The organism is Bradyrhizobium neotropicale, from assembly GCF_001641695.1.
GTDB classification, from domain to species: Bacteria; Pseudomonadota; Alphaproteobacteria; order Rhizobiales; family Xanthobacteraceae; genus Bradyrhizobium; species Bradyrhizobium neotropicale.
The window spans coordinates 207,611-223,374 of the sequence record NZ_LSEF01000100.1; the positions used below are offsets into that span (position 1 = coordinate 207,611).

Sequence of the window (15,764 nt, forward strand, 5' to 3'; positions counted from 1 at the left end):
CGCGGCCCGGCGAGTAGAGTGTCATGTTGCGTTTCAAGATCCTGGCCTCGGTTGTTCCCCTCCTGGCGGCTGCGGTGTTCGCTCGCAGCGAGATCGGATCGGTCTCGCATCCCTGCATCGCGATTGGCGAAACCTCGGTCGAGCTGACATCCCTGTTCTGGACGGCCGGCGTCCAGGTCGCCTTCACCGAAGATCCCGCGCAGGCCACCGTACGGGTCCGGATCACCGAGAACGCGGACGCCGCGGATTTCGCGGTGGTCGACGACGGCATCAGCGACGAGCCGGGCGCCTGCGAGACCAATGCCGCGACGCGCCTGGTCGCGATTTCCGCGAATCCGGGCCATGACCGTGCGGTGATCTATCTTTCCACCGACGGGCCGGCCGACTACCGCATCTATGTGCGCTCGAAGACGTTCTCGCAGCGCGAGGCGGCGGCGCTGATCGTCGGCGCCCGCGGCGTCCACCATCATCTCCAGGCCGCCGCGCTCTGAGGCATTAACCCCTCATCAACCCTGTTTGGAGGCGGCTTCCAAACCTCAAACTGTTCGCAAGGTCGGCCGGGACATCGTCGCTGCGCGCGATCACAGGGTTTCGGAAAGAGTCGGGGTCGGTAGGGATGGGTCGGACGTTCCGGATCAAGGTGCGCATGCGCCGCTTCAGGCGCAGCCATCCCAGGATCGCCTTCGCGATCCGCTCGTCCATGATCTTCTCGGCGACGTTCGGCGCCGCCTATGGCTTCATCACCGGCAGCCGGGCCGAGAATTCCGGCTACGACCCCAATGCGTTTGCGATCGGCGCAAGCTTTCTGTTCGCGCTTGCCTGCCTCGGCCTTGCGACGCTGAGCATGCGGCTGCGCTTCGTCAACAAGAGGATGCGCAAGCTCGCGGTCCACAACGAGGCGCTGATCGACCGCAACTGGGAGCTGAAGGAGGCCGAGGAACGCGCGCGCAGCCTCTTTGAGTCGCAAGGTGATCTCATCGTGCTGCGCGACCATCAGAGCCGCATCACCTTCGCCAACGACGCCTATTGCGCGCTGGCCGGTGAGGTCCGCACCGCGCTGGTCGGCACCCGCTTCGATTTCGACGTGCTGGAGCAGGGCGACAGCGCGCGCGAAAGCAACGGCACGCGCATCCACGACCAGAAGATCGCAACGCATCTCGGCGCGCGCTGGATCGCCTGGCGCGAAGGTTATGTGCGTCTCGATGCCGGCCAGCCCGCCGAATTACAGAGCGTCGGACGCGACGTCACCGACCGCACCGAGACCGAACGCGCGCTGTCGGATGCACGCGACCAGGCCGATGCCGCGAGCCGCGCCAAGTCGCGCTTCCTCGCGATGGCCTCGCACGAGATCCGCACGCCGCTGAACGGCATCATGGGCATGAGCGGGCTCCTGCTCGACACCACGTTGACGCCGGAGCAGACGACCTATGCCAGGGCCGTGAAAACCTCGGGCGAAGCGCTGATGGCGCTGATCGAGGAGCTGCTCGACTATTCCAAGATCGAGGCCGGCAAGCTCGACTTCGAGCTGCGTCCCTTCGCGCTGTCGACCCTGATCGAGGAGATCACCGAGCTGCTGGCGCCGCGGGCGCAGGCCAAGAATCTCGAGATCGCCGCCTATGTCGACGAGCGTCTTCCGCTCGAAGTCATGGGCGATGCCGCACGGCTACGCCAGGTGCTGCTCAATCTCGCCGGCAACGCGATCAAATTCACCGCGAGCGGCGGGGTCGCGCTGATCGTTGAGCCCGGCATCTGGCCCAACGAGATCAGCTTTCTGGTCCGCGACACCGGCATCGGCATCGCGCCGGAAGCGCAGTCACGCATCTTCCGCGAATTCGAGCAGGCCGACGAGCGCGTCGCGCGCACCTATGGCGGCACCGGGCTCGGCCTTGCGATCAGCGAACGCATCGTCAAGCGCATGGGCGGCCGCATCACGCTGGAGAGCGAACCGGGCAGGGGCTCGACCTTCGAGGTTGCGATCCCACTGGCGCCTTCGCAAGGCGGCGCCGGACAGACGACGTTCCCGAGCCCGGAGCTCGCGGGCAAGTCGATTCTCCTGATCGCCGACGGCATCGAGGCCTCGCTGATCGCACGGCGGCTGGAGCGCTGGGGCGGCCAGACCTGCATGATCTCGGACGCGGCGGTCGCCGAAGCGCTGCTGCCGGAACGTTCATGGCATGCCGTACTGATCGATCGCGCCCTCGGTACCGCTGTCGCCGATCGCCTCGGCGAGGTGGCCCGCACGCATGCGACGCAGCGCCTGGTGCTGCTGACGCCGAGCTCACGGCATGAAAAGCTGTGTCCGGCCTTCACCGGCTATCTGGTGAAGCCATTGCGCGCGGCCTCGCTTGCCGCCCGGCTGGCGCTGACGCCGGAGGTGATCTCGCCCGATCTCGCACCGGAACCGGTTGAACCAGCGGAGGCGGGCGCTGCGCCGGCAAAGGGTCTTTCGATCCTGGTCGCCGAAGACAACGAGATCAACGCACTCTTGATGCGGTCGCTGCTGACAAAACTCGGCCACCGCGTCGTCATCGCGGTCCATGGCGAGGCGGCGCTGGAATCCTGGCTCGCCGCTTCATCGGCCGGCGCGTCCTATGATCTCGTGCTGATGGACATCCAGATGCCGCAGCTCGACGGCATCGAGGCGAGCAAGCGCATCCGCGCACATGAAGCCCGCACCGGCGGCCGCCGCACACCGATCCTGGCGCTCACCGCGAACACGCTGGTGGAAGATCGCTACGCCTGTTTCGAGGCAGGCATGGACGGATTCCTGATCAAGCCGCTCGATCGCGAGAAGCTCGACGAGGCGCTGGCCGGGCTCGCGGCGGCGCGGCATCTGGTGCTCTAAAGAGGTCTCTCCGTCGTCATTGCGAGGAGCGCAAGCGACGAAGCAATCCAGAATCCTTCCACCGAAAGATTCTGGATTGCTTCGCTTCGCTCGCAATGACGACGTGGAAGTCGTGCACTCAGAGCAAAGCAGCCGAAGGGTGGGCAAAGCGCAGCGTGCCCACCATTCACGTTTGACAATGCGGATAGATGGTGGGCGCGGCGCGAAGGGCGCGCCTTTGCCCACCCTACGATAGCGATGGCTACAGCCTTCGCAGCGCCACGCTCTCCACCACGTGGTCGGCGCCCTTCTTCAGGATCAGCGTCGCGCGGGGGCGGGTGGGCAGGATGTTGTCCTCGAGATTGGCGAGGTTGGTGCGCTCCCAGATCGCGATCGCGGTGGCGGTGGCCTCCTCGTCGGACAACGGCGCGTAGCGGTTGAAGTAGGACTTTGGATTGGTGAACGCGGTGTCGCGCAGCGCCAGGAAGCGCTTGATGTACCACTGCCGCAGCGCCGCTTCATCGGCGTCGATATAGACCGAGAAATCGAAGAAGTCGGAGACGACCGGCACCGCCTTGCCGTCACGCGGCAGCTTGCCGGTCTGCAGCACGTTGACGCCCTCGACGATCAGGATGTCCGGCTGGTCGATCTCGACCCACTGGTTCGGCACGATGTCGTAGGTCAAATGCGAATAGACCGGCGCACGCACGTGGTGGCGGCCGGCCTTGATGTCGGAGAGGAAGCCGAGCAGCAGTGGCAGATCGTAGCTCTCGGGAAATCCCTTCTTCTGCATGTTGCCCTGCCGCTCGAGCACGGCGTTGGGATACAGAAAACCGTCGGTCGTGATCAGGTCGACCTTGGGGCGCGGCGACCAGCGCGCGAGCAGGGCCTGGAGTACGCGGGCCGTGGTCGACTTTCCGACCGCAACCGAACCTGCGACGCCGATGATGTAGGGCATCTTGCGGTCGCGGATGTTGAGGAACTGGCGCTGCGAATAATACAGGCGCTGCATGGCATCGACATAGATCGACAGCAGGCGCGACAGCGGCAGGTAGATGTCCTCCACCTCCTGAAGGTCGAGGCGATCGTGCATCGAACGCAGCCGGTCGAACTCACCGGGCTCCAGCGTCATCGGCGTATCGTCGCGCAATCGCGCCCACTGCTCGCGCGTATAAATGCGGTACGGATTATACTGCTGCTCGGGCGCGCGGATATCCATGACCGTTTCCACCTTGGCTAGTCGCTCTTGCGCGATGCTTTCTCGTCCAACCCTGACATCGAGGTCCGCTTGTCCAGCGCCGCCTCGACTTCTTCCAGCTTTACGCCGCGTGCCTTGAGCAACACAAGGAAGTGGTAGAGCAGGTCGGCACTTTCAGCGATCAGATGCGCGCGGTCGTTTTCGACTGCTGCGATTACGGTTTCGACCGCTTCCTCGCCGAACTTCTTGGCGCAATGCTCCGCACCCTTGTCCAGGAGCTTGCGGGTATAGGACCCCTCTCCGCCGGATGCCGCGCGGACATCGATGGTCTGGGCCAGATCGTGGATCGTGAAACGCGGCATACAGAATACTCGGAACGCGCCCCGGCTGGTTCAGCCGGCATCCCGGCTGATGTAGCATTTTTATGAACGGGAGTCGTCAGGCATCGAGGCGCATGGCTAGCCCGCGCCTGGCCATGTGCTCCTTGGCTTCGCGGATGGTGAATTCCCCGAAGTGGAAGATCGAGGCGGCCAGGACCGCGGTGGCATGCCCGTCGCGGATACCGTCGACGAGATGATCGAGATTTCCGACGCCGCCCGAAGCGATCACGGGGACGGTAATGCTGTCGGCGATCGCCCGGGTCAGCGGGATGTCAAACCCCTGCCTGGTGCCGTCCCGATCCATCGAGGTGAGCAAAATTTCACCAGCGCCGAGCGACACCACCTCCTGGGCATATTCGATGGCATCGATGCCAGTCGAATTGCGCCCGCCATGGGTGAATATCTCCCAGCGATCGGAGCCCCCCGGACGCTTGACGCGCTTGGCGTCGATCGCGACCACCACGCACTGCTCGCCGAACTTTTCGGCCGCTTCCTTGACGAACTCGCGCCGCGACACCGCGGCGCTGTTGATCGAGACCTTGTCGGCGCCGGAGCGCAGCAGCGTCCTGATGTCGTCGATGGTCCGCACGCCGCCGCCGACGGTGACCGGCATGAAGCAGGCTTCCGCCGTGCGCCGGACCACGTCGAGCATGATGCCGCGGTTCTCATGGGTCGCGGTGATGTCGAGGAAAGTGAGCTCGTCGGCGCCGGCCGCGTCATAGGCGATCGCCGCCTCGACGGGATCGCCGGCATCGCGGAGGTCGACGAAATTGACGCCCTTGACGACCCGGCCGTCCTTGACGTCGAGGCAGGGGATTACGCGCGCCTTGAACATCTGATGTCTCCTAAGCGGGGCGCGCGTTGCGGATCAAGGTGAGGGCCGCAGCGGGATCGAGCCTGCCGTCGTAAAGCGCACGGCCGGCGATCGCACCGGCGAGCCTCGATGCTCGTGGCGTCAGCATCGCCTTGACGTCCTCGATCGAGGCGAGGCCGCCGGAGGCGATCACGGGGATGGAGATGGCCTCGGCGAGCGCAATGGTCGCGTCCAGGTTCAGCCCTTTGAGCAGGCCGTCGCGCGCGATGTCGGTGAAGATGATGGCGGCAACGCCGGCATCTTCGAAACGCTGCGCGATCTCCAGCACGGTCACCTGCGAGGTCTCAGCCCAGCCTTCGACCGCGACCTTGCCGTCGCGGGCATCGAGCCCGACCGCGACGCGGCCGGGGAATTTCTTCGCGGCAGCCTTCACCAGCTCCGGATCGCGCACGGCGGCGGTGCCGATGATGACGCGGGTGATGCCCTTGTCGAGCCAGGCTTCGACGGTTGAGAGATCGCGAATGCCGCCGCCGAGCTGGACGGGAATCTTGATCGTCTTCAGCATCGCCTCGATGGCCTGCGCGTTCACCGGCTTGCCGGCAAAGGCGCCGTCGAGATCGACGACGTGGAGATATTCAAAACCCTGCGCGACAAAGCTCTGTGCCTGCGCCGCGGGATCGAGGTTGAACACGGTCGCGCGCGCCATGTCGCCTTGCTCGAGGCGCACGCATTGGCCGTTCTTGAGGTCGATGGCAGGAAAGAGAATCACGGCTTCCATCGCAAAAAGTTCGAGATCAGGGCGAGGCCAAAACGCTGGCTCTTCTCGGGGTGAAATTGCGTGCCGACCGCGGTGTCCTTGGCGACGATCGCGGTCACCGGCCCGCCGTAGTCGGCGCGCGCGAGCACGTCCGCCTCATTGGCCGGATTGAGGTGGTAGGAGTGCACGAAATAGGCATGCTGGCCCTTGGGACCGAGCGGCAGCTTGTTCAGCACCGGATGCTCACGCAGCACATCGAGCGTGTTCCAGCCCATGTGCGGGATCTTCAGGCTCTCGTCGCGCGGCGTGATTTTCTCGACATCGCCGGCGATCCAGTTCAGCCCATCGGTGATGACGTGCTCCTTGCCGCGGGTGGCGAAGAGCTGCATGCCGACGCAGATGCCGAACATCGGCCGCGCCTTGACCCTGACCGCTTCGGTGATCGCCTCGACCATGCCGTTGACGGCATCGAGCCCGCGCCGGCAATCGGCGAAGGCACCGACACCCGGCAGCACCAGGCGATCGGCGCCATAAGCCTGATCCGGATCGCTGGTGACGAAGACCTTTTGCGGATTCTCCAGGCTCCGCGCGGCGCGCTCGAACGCCTTGGCGGCGGAATGCAGATTGCCGGAACCGTAATCGATGATGGCTACGCTCATCTTGACCCTCCCGGTTCTGGAAACAATCCGATGATGCCGCCGGCCGGCAGCGGCGGCGGGTTGGAGAAGTGCTGACCCGGCACGTTGCGGGTCGGCGGCGGACCGCCGCGATCGACGGCCCACTGATCGTTGACGATGCCGCGCTGCTTCTGGCTCCAGCGCTCGAAGAAGCGCCGCTCGGCGGTGTCCTTGTCGTCGGCGACGACGACGTCGAGCTGACGCCAATTGCCGCGTGACAGCGTCCAGCGGCGCAGGCTCGAGGCCTCGAGGCCCATCAGAAGAGCAACGACGATTTCGGCAAAGAAGATCGAGGTGCGTCCGAGCCCAAGGCTGGACAGCCCGGCATAGAACGCGGCAGCAAAGATCAGCCAGCCGATCAGCGCCAGCCAGAGCCTGTGCCAGAGCAGCCAGAGCGGGCCGAACACCATCGCCCAGAAATGGAAGCCGTCACGCACGAACGCGAACTTGTCGGTCGCGCGCAGGTCGGCCCCGCCGGGGGTGGGAGCATGAACTGTGTACACAGGCATTTGGGATGCCCCGTTCTCGAGGATTGAATAGAAGCCGCCAGCACCGCCTTGGCGCCGCCGAACGAAGAGGTCAGCCGCCGAGCGAGCCCTTGGTCGAGGGCACCTCGCCCGCCGCCCGCGGATCGATCGCGACCGCCGCCCGCAGCGCCCGCGCCAGACCCTTGAAGCAGGATTCGGCGATATGGTGGCTGTTCTCGCCATATAGGGTCTCGACGTGGAGAGTCACGCCGGCGTTCATGGCGAAGGCATGAAACCATTCGCGCACGAGCTCGGTGTCGAACTCGCCGATCTTGTCGCGGGAGAAGTCGACCCTGAACACCAGGACCGGCCGTCCCGAAATGTCGATGACGACGCGCGACAGCGTCTCGTCCATGGGCAAGTGAACGTCGGCATAGCGGGTGATGCCGGCCATGTTGCCGAGCGCCTGCTTGACCGCCTGGCCCAGCGCGATGCCGGTGTCCTCGGTGGTATGATGATGATCAATGTGCAGGTCGCCCACCGCCTTGACCGTCAGGTCGATGCGGGAATGGCGGGCGAGGAGATCGAGCATATGGTCGAAAAAGCCGATGCCGGTCGCAATGTTGGACGCGCCGGAACCATCGAGGTTCACAGTCACCTCGATGTCGGTCTCTTTGGTCTTGCGCTTGATCGTCGCGGTGCGCATTGGTCCACCTAAGCCGGAAAACGGCGGTCTTTTAACAGCCAAATGACGCCTTCGCTACTGCGGGATCGCCCTGGCAGGGCGGCACTTGCGTCTATGGTGAGCGAAATTTGGGACCGGAGCGGCCCGTTGTACACGCGCCTCCGACCCCCTAAATCAGGCCGGACAACGAGGTATTTCATGCAGGATTCCCGGAACAGCCTGCCGGTCTGGCACGGCACCACGATTTTGACGGTCCGCAAGGGCGGCAAGGTGGTGGTCGGTGGCGACGGCCAGGTCTCGATCGGCCAGACCGTCATCAAGTCCAACGCCAAGAAAGTCCGCAAGCTCGGCAAGGGCGACGTCATCGGCGGCTTCGCCGGCGCCACCGCCGACGCCTTCACCCTGTTCGAGCGGCTGGAGAGCAAGCTCGAGCAATATCCGGGACAACTGACCCGGGCCGCGGTCGAGCTCGCCAAGGACTGGCGCACCGACCGTTACCTGCGGCGACTGGAGGCCATGATGATCGTGGCCGACAAGGACGTCTCCCTGGTCCTGACCGGCACCGGAGACGTACTGGAGCCGGAGGCTGGCGTGATGGCGATCGGCTCGGGCGGCAATTACGCGCTGGCCGCGGCGCGTGCGCTGCTCGACACCGACAAGGATGCCGAGACCATCGTTCGCCGCTCGCTGGATATCGCCGCCGAGATCTGCGTCTACACCAACCGCAACCTGACCATCGAAAGCCTGCCGACCGGCTAGGCAAAGTGTCATTTGCTGGGAACGCCCGATCCGCGCGCTGCAACCTCTCCCGCTTGCGAGGGAGGTCGGCGCGAAGCGCCGGGTGGGGCTAGCTCCACATTGGGAGTGTCGATTGCGGAGGCACCCCCAACCCAACCCTCCCCCGCAAGCGGGAGAGGGAGCGCAGCACCGATCGGTAGCAATATGGGCCATTCCTACGCCTTCCGCCCGATGACCGCGGCCGACCTGCCGCTGGTCCGGCGATGGCTCGGCGCGGCGCATGTGCGGGAATGGTGGGGCGATCCGGACCAGCAGTTTTCGCTCGTGAGCAGCGACCTCGATGAGCCCGCGATGGACCAGTTCATCGTGTTGGCCGGCAACCGGCCCTTCGGCTATCTTCAGTGCTACGGCTTGACCGCCTGGAATACAGGCTTCGGGTCGCAACCGGAGGGCACGCGTGGCATCGACCAGTTCATCGGCGAGAGCGACATGATCGCGCGCGGCCATGGCTCGGCCTTTATCCGCCAGTTCGTCGATGCCGAGCTGCGGCACGGCCTGCCGCGCATGGTGACCGATCCCGATCCGCTCAATCTGCGTGCCGTGCGGGCCTATGAGAAGGCGGGGTTCATCCGCGACCGCATGGTCGAGACGCCCGACGGAGCAGCCCTCTTGATGGTGTGCGAGCCGTGACGCTGACATACACCGGCAGGAGCAGGGCAGCGTTTCCACCGATTGCATGGGTCGGCATCGCGCTGTTGCTGCTGGCGCTGCAGGCCTCGATCCTGTTCGCGATGGGGCGGGTGCCGATCTGCACCTGCGGCTACGTCAAGCTCTGGCATGGCGTGGTGAACAGTTCGGAGAATTCCCAGCACATCGCCGACTGGTATAGTTTCTCGCACATCCTTCACGGCTTCCTGTTCTATGGACTGACCTGGTTCCTGTTCTCGCGCCTGCCGTTCCTGCGACTGTCCTGGCCGGCGCGGCTGATCATCGCCATGCTGATCGAAGGCGCCTGGGAGATCGTCGAGAATTCGCCGTTCATCATCGAGCGCTATCGCGCCGGCACGATCTCGCTGGATTATTACGGCGACAGCATAGTCAATTCGATCTCGGACACGCTGTTCATGGTGCTGGGTTTCCTCGCGGCACGTACTCTGCCGGTCTCGGCCACTATCGTGATCGGTCTCGCCTTCGAGGTCATGTTGGCGCTGCATATTCGCGACAATCTGACGCTGAACATCCTGATGCTGATCCATCCGATCGACGCCGTGAAACAATGGCAGTCGGGCCCGCCGATCATCTGACACAAAAAAGCGGCTTGTCCCGGCCTGCTTCTGACCCTAGCTAAGACCCATGACAGACTTCTCCCCCCGCGAAATCGTTTCCGAACTGGACCGTTTCATCGTCGGCCAATCCGACGCCAAGCGCGCCGTCTCCATCGCGCTCCGGAACCGCTGGCGCCGCCAGCAGCTCCAGGGCTCCTTGCGCGAAGAGGTGCTGCCGAAGAACATTTTGATGATCGGCCCGACCGGCGTCGGCAAGACCGAGATCGCGCGCCGCCTCGCCAAGCTTGCGAACGCGCCGTTCCTTAAAGTTGAGGCCACCAAGTTCACCGAGGTCGGCTATGTCGGCCGCGACGTCGAGCAGATCGTGCGCGATCTCGTCGAGGTCGCGATCTCCCAGGTGCGCGAGCGCAAGCGCAAGGACGTGCAGGCACGCGCACAGCTCGCTGCGGAGGAGCGCGTGCTCGACGCGCTGGTCGGCGCCAATTCCAGCGCCGCGACGCGGGAGTCTTTTCGCAAGAAGCTGCGCGCCGGCGAGCTCAACGACAAGGAAATCGAGATCGAGACGCAGTCCTCCGGCAGCGGCTTTCCGATGTTCGAGATCCCGGGCATGCCGGGCGCGCAGATGGGCGCGATCTCGATCGGCGATATCTTCGGCAAGCTGGGCGGCCGCAGCAAGACGCGGCGCCTGACGGTAGAGGGCTCGCACGAGATTCTCGTCAACGAGGAATCCGACAAGCTACTGGACAACGATCAGTTGACGCTGGAGGCGATCAGCGCGGTCGAGAACAACGGCATCGTGTTCCTGGACGAGATCGACAAGATCTGCGCGCGCGAGGGCCGCGTCGGCGGCGATGTCTCGCGCGAGGGTGTGCAACGCGATCTGCTGCCGCTGATCGAAGGAACCACGGTCTCGACCAAGCACGGCGCGGTGAAGACCGACCACATCCTGTTCATCGCCTCGGGCGCCTTCCACGTCGCAAAACCCTCCGACCTCTTGCCGGAATTGCAGGGCCGCTTGCCGATCCGCGTCGAATTGCAGGCGCTCAGCCGTGACGACATGCGGCGCATCCTCACCGAGCCCGAGGCCTCGCTGATCAAGCAATATGTCGCGCTGCTGCAGACCGAGGGCGTCACGCTCGACATCACCGATGACGCCATCGATGCGCTCGCCGACATCGCAGTAGCCGTCAATTCGACGGTCGAGAACATCGGCGCGCGGCGGCTCCAGACCGTGATGGAGCGGGTGCTGGACGAGATTTCCTTCACCGCGCCCGACCGCAATGGCGACACCATCCGAGTCGATGCGGACTACGTGCAGAAGCACATCGGCGATCTCGCCAAGAACGCCGATCTGAGCCGGTTCATTTTGTAATTCTGGGCGAGACGACATTCACCGCCGTCTCGTGATCGCGGCGCTCGTCACGCGCGTGGGGATCGTGCGGCAGATCTAGAATCTGGCGCGACGTATTCGAACGTAGAGCGCGCCCTCACCGCCATGGCCGACATGCGCCTCCTCGAATCCGACGACGAAGGCGCGGAATTCCGGCAGGCTGAGCCATTCCGGCACCTGGCGGCGCAGCACGCCGCTTTCGCCGCCGCTCCGGCCCTTGCCGGTGATGACGAGCACGAAAGTCAGGCCGTCATGATGGGCCCGCTGCAGGAAGCCCGACAGGGCGCGATGGGCGCGCGTCTGGGTCATGCCGTGCAGGTCGAGCCGGGCCTCGATCTCGCTGCGCCCGCGCGACAATTTTGTCCGCTCGCGCTTGCCGAGCGGCGCCAGCGGCGGCATGGCCGGTTTTGCAACACGTGGCGACGGCGCAGCGGCAACGGTCCTGGCCGAGGACGCGGGTCTGGGAGCGGATGCTGAGGGCGATGGCTCGGGGCGCGGTGTTGGATGCGCCTTCACCGGGCGATGCTTCCTCAGCGGTTTGATCTGTTTTGCGACCTGGTCCCACAACTCGCGCTCCTCCTCGCTGAGCGCGCGGCGGCGCGGCGAGGGACGAGGCTCCAGCACGGGCGGACGGGATGATCGCTTCATTGCCGGTTGGAACGACGGTTCACCTGACGGCGCGGCTCGCGGGCGGGCTTGATGTTGGGGCGCGGCTCCGGCAACGGCACCGGGCTCGCCACCGCGACGGTGGCGTCCTTGGCTTGTGGCACGGCAGGTGAGGCGGCGCCAGCTTTCCCTGAGTCAGCAGGTTTCGCCGCGATCGCCGCGCTCTTCGGGTCCTTCGCGGGATCGGTTTGCGGAAACAGCTTTGCGATCTTGGCCGACGGCCGCGGATCCGGCACCGGCAGCCTCGCCCCGCGCGCGATCGGATCGAGGCTCTTCGGCACCAGCATCACGAAATGCATGCTGTGGCGCAGCCGTCCCGAGACGCGGCCGGCCTCCTGACCTGCGCCGAAATAGAGATCGGCGCGCGCCGGTCCAATGATGGCCGAGCCGGTGTCCTGCGCGATCATCAGACGATGGAACGGGGTCTTGGACCGTTCGGAATCGATCGGCAGTTCGCCTTCGATGAAGAACGGCGTGCCGTAGACGTGGAGCGATTTGTCGACCGCGATCGAGCGGCCGGCCGTGAGCGGAATGCCTTGCGCGCCGACCGCCTCGTCCTTGTCGGAGAGGTTGACCTCGCGGAAAAAGATGTAGGCGCGATTTTGGCGGCGCAGCTCCTTCGCGCCATCGGGGTTTTGCGTCATCCACTCCCGGATCCTCTGCATCGACATCTCCTCCTTCGGGATGATGCCGCGCTCGATCAGGATGCGACCGACGGCCGTGTAGGGATAGCCGTTATAGGCGTCGTAGTTGAGGCGGACGGTTCCGCCGTCGTCGAACTTGATCCGCGCCGAGCCCTGAATTTGCGCGAACAGGAGATCGGTCGGATCCTTCAGCCAGGCGATCTCGAGCCCGCGGCCGGCGATCTTGCCGTCCTCGATCTCGCCGCGGTCGTAATAGGGCACCAGCTTGCGGCGCCCGATCTTGCGGTAGACCGGTCCCTTGTTGGGCAGGCTGACTGAATCCTGCTTGTAGCCGCGCACGAACAGGTTGGAGGGGCGGCGATAGACCGGGACGTTGTAGACGTCTGTCTGTGTGCGGGAGCCCTCCAGCACCGGCTCGTAATAGCCGGTGACAAAACCGTCGGGCTCGCCGAGGCGCGAGATGCGCAGCGGCGAGAAATTGCTCTCGAAGAAGGCCCTCGCTTTGGCGTCGTCGGTGAGCTCGAGCGATTTGGCGGCCCGGCAGGGTTCGCTCAGCGAGGCACCGAGCGCCTTGAATTCGCCTTTGGATTCGACCGTGCCATTTTGCGCATTGATCGAGCGGCAGCTGGCGCGGAAGGTCTTGTAGGCTGCGAGATGATCGTCCTCGTTCCAACCCTTCACATCAGCCCAGGCCAGCGGCAGATATTGTGCGCCGGGGATTTCGAACGGCAGGGGAAGCTGCGGGTAGGGCAAGGCCCGTACCGGTAGTGCGGCCGCATCAGGAAGATGGTGGTGATGACTGCGGTAGTGACGCCGCGCCGCTTCGGCGCCGAGCGAAAACGACGATAGCGCGACGACACCTGCGCAAAGCGCCGTCGCGCTATTCTTCAGGAAAGCCTTAATTCGCGCTTCCGGTGCCAACCAGCTTCCAGTTCGGATCGCGAGAGGTGGTATCGCGGGCAAACGTCCAGATATCGGTGATGTCGGCGACCTTGTCGGCGTTGCCATCGACGATGTTGCCGGCCTTGTCGCGGGTGACCGAGATCATCTGCGAGACGAAGCGTACGGTAAGCTGCGCGGTGCGGTCGCGAAGCTCCGCGCCGACGAGCTCGGCCTTGTCGATCGAGACGAAGCGCGTCTCGGTCTTCTGCTCGTTCTTCTCGCGCTCCTTGATCGCGGCATCGAAGCTCTCATAGACCTCCGACGACAACAGGTCGCGCAGCGCGCGGCGGTCGCCATTGGCAAAGGCCAGCACGATCATCTCGTAGGCGCCGCGCGCGCCGGACAGGAAATGCCGGGGATCGAACGCGGAGTCCTTCTCGACGATGGCATCGAGACCCTGCGCCAGCGCAGTGCCGGGTTCGGTCAGACCTTTCCAGCGATCGGACGGCGGGGTCGGTTCGGCGGTCGGCGCCGGCGGGGCCTGGTCGATCACCTTGCCCGGCATGGTCACGACGTTCTTGTCCTGGGCACCCTGGAGCGCATTGCGGGCGGTGCGGTCAAAAGGCGGACGCTCGTTGCCCGTCCGCTGGCCCAGCACACTGCGGAGCCGCAGGAAGATAAAGACCGCCAGCGCTAGGAAGATGATGGTGTAGATATCCACGTCGTATTCGCTTTCTGGTCTGGTCTTCGAGAGAGGTGTTCGCCGGGAAAATCGCTCCGGCCAGTAGACCGTTCCATGCTGGAACGGCAAGACTTCGTCGCCATTTTAGGTCCGGCTCTCAGAGGCCGACGTCGGGCTCATTGGATGTAGGCACGAAATCTTGCCCGGCCAATGGCGCCTTTTGGCACAGTGGCGATTGTAGCGCGTTTTATGCTTAAGGGGAAACCCGATCCTGCCCGGAAATCGCGCATCTTCAATTGTTTAAGGCGCGATTTCGCAGGTGGGGCGGGCCGGACGTCACACTTATGGACGGCGTCCCGGATACCCCATCCGGGGCCGTTCGTCCTTGTGGAACGAGGCGGGCCTATGTTAGCCAACCGCCGCGAAATTCAGCCCATTCGGGTAAGGAGAGATTTTCATGACGAACGGCAACGGCACCCCTCCCGAGGCGGCCCAGGCTCCCCAGCTCAACGTGCTGGCGCAGTACACCAAGGACCTCTCGTTCGAAAATCCGAACGCCCCGGGCTCGCTCCAGCAGCAGAGCCAGCCCCCGCAGATCAACATCCAGATCAACGTCACCGCCAATAACCTCAGCGAACAGGAATTCGAGGTGACGCTGTCGGTCGAGGGCAAGGCCGAGACCGCGGGCAAGGTGATGTTCTCCTTCGAGCTCGCCTATGCCGGCGTGTTCCGGATCGTCAACGTGCCGCAGGAAAACCTGCATCCGCTGGTGATGATCGAGTGCCCGCGCCTGCTGTTCCCGTTCGCCCGCGAGATCATCGCCACGGCGGTACGCGACGGAGGGTTCCCGCCCCTGATGCTGGATCCGGTCGACTTCGTCGGCCTCTACCGCCAGAACATGGAGCGGCAGATGGCCGCTCAGAGTGGTCAGGCCTAACCAGCCGGACCGGCAGCTGGAGCAGGCAGGAACTCGTTCCAGATCGCCTTGTCGCCGAGCGTGGCAATGAAGGTCCGGTGGGCCTCGCGCTCGGCGTCGGAAATCCGTGGTGCAAGCGGCGTCGGCCGCTGCCGCCGTGGCGCTTCGCCGGCCGCACTGACCCGAATCTCCTCGTTCTCCGAGGCCAGGATAAGCTGCGACTGCCGCGCCCCGATCAGATCGACATAGACTTCGGCGAGCAGCTCGGCGTCGAGCAACGCGCCGTGCTTGGTGCGGTGGGAATTGTCGATCGCATAGCGCGAGCAGAGATCGTCGAGCCGGTTGGACACGCCGGGATGCTTGCGCCGCGCCAGCAGAAGCGTATCCACCAGCCGGTCGCGTGGAATCGCCACGCGCTTGATCCGGTCGAGTTCGGCATTGATGAAGCTGATGTCGAACGAGGCGTTGTGGATCACCAGCGGCGCATCGCCGATGAATTCCAGAAACTCGTCGACGACCTCGTGAAACAGCGGCTTGGTCGCGAGAAATTCGCTCGACAGTCCGTGCACCGCGAAGGCCTCCGCCGGCATATCCCTTTCGGGATTGATATAGCGGTGGAATGTCTGGCCCGTCGGCATGCGGTTGAAGATCTCGACGCAGCCGACTTCGACCAGGCGATCGCCACGGAGGGGATCGAGGCCGGTGGTTTCAGTGTCGAGGACGATTTCGCGCATAATTCAAGAGATCTGAGAGGCCGG

Annotated in this window: 18 protein-coding genes; 7 read left to right on the forward strand and 11 right to left on the reverse strand. The window is 64.7% G+C overall.

What is annotated here, in order from left to right; translation table 11 throughout:
* The first annotated feature begins 23 nt into the window (after positions 1–23).
* Together AXW67_RS34430 and AXW67_RS34435 are read left to right on the forward strand one after the other, a co-directional pair.
* A complete protein-coding gene (locus AXW67_RS34430; protein WP_063681489.1) occupies positions 24–491 on the forward strand; it encodes a hypothetical protein in 468 nt (155 codons plus the stop codon).
* A gap of 125 nt (positions 492–616) precedes the next feature.
* The gene (locus tag AXW67_RS34435) at positions 617–2,845 is read left to right on the forward strand and encodes an ATP-binding protein (RefSeq protein ID WP_063681490.1); all 2,229 of its coding nucleotides are present in this window, start codon (positions 617–619) and stop codon (positions 2,843–2,845) included.
* A 241-nt stretch (positions 2,846–3,086) separates the two neighbouring features.
* On the opposite strand, the gene coaA is transcribed toward AXW67_RS34435, so the two are convergent.
* The 7 genes from coaA to hisB form a co-directional block, all read right to left on the reverse strand.
* Positions 3,087–4,043, reverse strand: a complete 957-nt coding sequence (coaA, locus tag AXW67_RS34440; RefSeq protein WP_063681491.1) for a type I pantothenate kinase — start codon at positions 4,041–4,043, stop codon at positions 3,087–3,089.
* A gap of 17 nt (positions 4,044–4,060) precedes the next feature.
* Complete coding sequence (locus AXW67_RS34445; RefSeq protein ID WP_063681492.1) at positions 4,061–4,384, reverse strand: phosphoribosyl-ATP diphosphatase; 324 nt, start codon at positions 4,382–4,384, stop codon at positions 4,061–4,063.
* 76 nt (positions 4,385–4,460) lie between these two features.
* A complete protein-coding gene (gene hisF / locus AXW67_RS34450) occupies positions 4,461–5,237 on the reverse strand; it encodes an imidazole glycerol phosphate synthase subunit HisF (RefSeq protein ID WP_063681493.1) in 777 nt (258 codons plus the stop codon).
* A 10-nt stretch (positions 5,238–5,247) separates the two neighbouring features.
* Positions 5,248–5,985, reverse strand: a complete 738-nt coding sequence (gene hisA, locus AXW67_RS34455; protein ID WP_063681564.1) for a 1-(5-phosphoribosyl)-5-[(5-phosphoribosylamino)methylideneamino]imidazole-4-carboxamide isomerase — start codon at positions 5,983–5,985, stop codon at positions 5,248–5,250.
* On the reverse strand, positions 5,982–6,632 hold the full coding sequence (gene hisH, locus AXW67_RS34460; protein ID WP_063681494.1) for an imidazole glycerol phosphate synthase subunit HisH: 651 nt from the start codon (positions 6,630–6,632) through the stop codon (positions 5,982–5,984). Before hisH ends, hisA begins: the two co-directional genes overlap by 4 nt.
* Positions 6,629–7,159, reverse strand: coding sequence for a DUF2628 domain-containing protein (locus tag AXW67_RS34465; protein ID WP_063681495.1), 531 nt, complete (start codon positions 7,157–7,159; stop codon positions 6,629–6,631). Before AXW67_RS34465 ends, hisH begins: the two co-directional genes overlap by 4 nt.
* 70 nt (positions 7,160–7,229) lie before the next feature.
* Positions 7,230–7,823, reverse strand: a complete 594-nt coding sequence (hisB, locus tag AXW67_RS34470; RefSeq protein WP_063681496.1) for an imidazoleglycerol-phosphate dehydratase HisB — start codon at positions 7,821–7,823, stop codon at positions 7,230–7,232.
* A gap of 177 nt (positions 7,824–8,000) precedes the next feature.
* Here hisB and hslV point away from each other — a divergent pair, with 177 nt between their 5' ends.
* The 4 genes from hslV to hslU all read left to right on the forward strand — a co-directional run bounded on the left by hslV (position 8,001) and on the right by hslU (position 11,198).
* Positions 8,001–8,561, forward strand: a complete 561-nt coding sequence (hslV, locus tag AXW67_RS34475; RefSeq protein ID WP_063681497.1) for an ATP-dependent protease subunit HslV — start codon at positions 8,001–8,003, stop codon at positions 8,559–8,561.
* A 183-nt stretch (positions 8,562–8,744) separates the two neighbouring features.
* Positions 8,745–9,230: a GNAT family N-acetyltransferase gene (locus AXW67_RS34480; RefSeq protein ID WP_063681498.1), complete on the forward strand. Its 486-nt coding sequence runs from the start codon at positions 8,745–8,747 to the stop codon at positions 9,228–9,230.
* 2 nt (positions 9,231–9,232) lie between these two features.
* On the forward strand, positions 9,233–9,844 hold the full coding sequence (locus AXW67_RS34485; protein WP_430648744.1) for a DUF2585 domain-containing protein: 612 nt from the start codon (positions 9,233–9,235) through the stop codon (positions 9,842–9,844).
* A gap of 49 nt (positions 9,845–9,893) precedes the next feature.
* A complete protein-coding gene (gene hslU / locus AXW67_RS34490) occupies positions 9,894–11,198 on the forward strand; it encodes an ATP-dependent protease ATPase subunit HslU (protein WP_063681500.1) in 1,305 nt (434 codons plus the stop codon).
* A gap of 75 nt (positions 11,199–11,273) precedes the next feature.
* On the opposite strand, the gene AXW67_RS34495 is transcribed toward hslU, so the two are convergent.
* Genes AXW67_RS34495 through AXW67_RS34505 form a run of 3 tightly spaced genes read right to left on the reverse strand, consistent with a single transcriptional unit; the run spans position 11,274 to position 14,129 of the window.
* Entirely contained in the window at positions 11,274–11,864 is a 591-nt protein-coding gene (locus tag AXW67_RS34495) for a Smr/MutS family protein (protein WP_063681501.1), read from the reverse strand.
* Positions 11,861–13,447 carry a murein transglycosylase A gene (mltA, locus tag AXW67_RS34500; protein ID WP_063681502.1) on the reverse strand — a complete coding sequence of 529 codons (1,587 nt, stop codon included), beginning with the start codon at positions 13,445–13,447 and terminating at the stop codon, positions 11,861–11,863. Before mltA ends, AXW67_RS34495 begins: the two co-directional genes overlap by 4 nt.
* Positions 13,425–14,129, reverse strand: coding sequence for a Tim44/TimA family putative adaptor protein (locus tag AXW67_RS34505; protein WP_063681503.1), 705 nt, complete (start codon positions 14,127–14,129; stop codon positions 13,425–13,427). The genes mltA and AXW67_RS34505 overlap by 23 nt, the downstream gene beginning before the upstream one ends.
* A 418-nt stretch (positions 14,130–14,547) precedes the next feature.
* Here AXW67_RS34505 and secB point away from each other — a divergent pair, with 418 nt between their 5' ends.
* Complete coding sequence (gene secB, locus AXW67_RS34510) at positions 14,548–15,027, forward strand: protein-export chaperone SecB (RefSeq protein ID WP_027554046.1); 480 nt, start codon at positions 14,548–14,550, stop codon at positions 15,025–15,027.
* On the opposite strand, the gene dnaQ is transcribed toward secB, so the two are convergent.
* On the reverse strand, positions 15,024–15,740 hold the full coding sequence (gene dnaQ, locus AXW67_RS34515; protein WP_063681504.1) for a DNA polymerase III subunit epsilon: 717 nt from the start codon (positions 15,738–15,740) through the stop codon (positions 15,024–15,026). The genes secB and dnaQ overlap by 4 nt on opposite strands.
* Between the last annotated feature and the right edge of the window lie 24 nt (positions 15,741–15,764).